1 protein-coding gene is annotated in these 1,178 nt (G+C 45.8%); it reads left to right on the top strand.

The genetic code is table 11. The annotated features are described in order from the left end of the window. The coding region (tuf, locus tag PSH41_RS19995; RefSeq protein WP_264391151.1) for an elongation factor Tu at positions 1-1,178 on the top strand (1,178 nt) is incomplete at its 3' end.

The raw sequence follows: 1,178 nt of genomic DNA, 5'->3' as shown, positions 1-1,178 counted from the left end.
ATGGCAAAAGAAAAGTTTGAACGCGTAAAACCGCACGTAAACGTTGGTACAATCGGCCACGTTGACCACGGTAAAACTACACTAACTGCAGCAATCACTAACGTACTTGCAAAAGTATACGGCGGTGTTGCTAAAGATTTCGCATCAATCGATAACGCTCCAGAAGAGCGCGAGCGTGGTATCACAATCTCAACTTCTCACGTTGAGTACGATACACCAACTCGTCACTACGCACACGTAGATTGTCCTGGACACGCCGATTATGTTAAAAACATGATCACTGGTGCTGCTCAAATGGACGGCGCTATCTTAGTAGTAGCTGCGACTGACGGCCCTATGCCACAAACGCGTGAGCACATCCTACTTTCTCGTCAGGTTGGCGTACCTTACATCGTTGTATTCATGAACAAATGTGACATGGTTGACGACGAAGAGCTACTTGAGCTAGTAGAAATGGAAGTTCGTGAACTTCTTTCTGAGTACGACTTCCCAGGTGATGACTTACCACTAATTCAAGGTTCTGCTCTTAAAGCACTTGAAGGCGAAAAGCAGTGGGAAGACAAGATCGTTGAGCTTGCAGAAGCACTAGATTCTTACATCCCAGAGCCAGAGCGTGACATCGATAAGCCATTCATCATGCCTATCGAAGACGTTTTCTCAATCCAAGGCCGTGGTACAGTAGTAACTGGTCGTGTTGAAGCTGGTATCATCAACGTGAACGACGAAGTTGAAATCGTTGGTATCAAAGAGACTACTAAGTCTACTTGTACTGGTGTTGAAATGTTCCGTAAGCTTCTTGACGAAGGTCGTGCTGGTGAGAACATTGGTGCACTTTTACGTGGTACTAAGCGTGAAGACGTTGAACGTGGTCAAGTACTAGCTAAGCCTGGTTCAATCAACCCACACACTACATTCACTTCAGAAGTATACGTACTTTCTAAAGATGAAGGTGGTCGTCATACTCCTTTCTTCAAAGGTTACCGTCCACAGTTCTACTTCCGTACAACTGACGTAACAGGTGACGTACAGTTACCAGAAGGCGTAGAAATGGTAATGCCTGGTGATAACGTTAAGATGACAGTAACTCTAATCGCGCCAATCGCGATGGACGAAGGTCTTCGTTTCGCTATCCGTGAAGGTGGCCGTACTGTAGGTGCTGGTGTTGTAGCAACTATCGT

The sequence above is a fragment of the Pseudoalteromonas sp. CST2 genome (assembly GCF_028599385.1).
Lineage (GTDB): Bacteria > Pseudomonadota > Gammaproteobacteria > Enterobacterales > Alteromonadaceae > Pseudoalteromonas > Pseudoalteromonas atlantica.
This window is presented reverse-complemented; position numbering and strand designations above follow the sequence as displayed.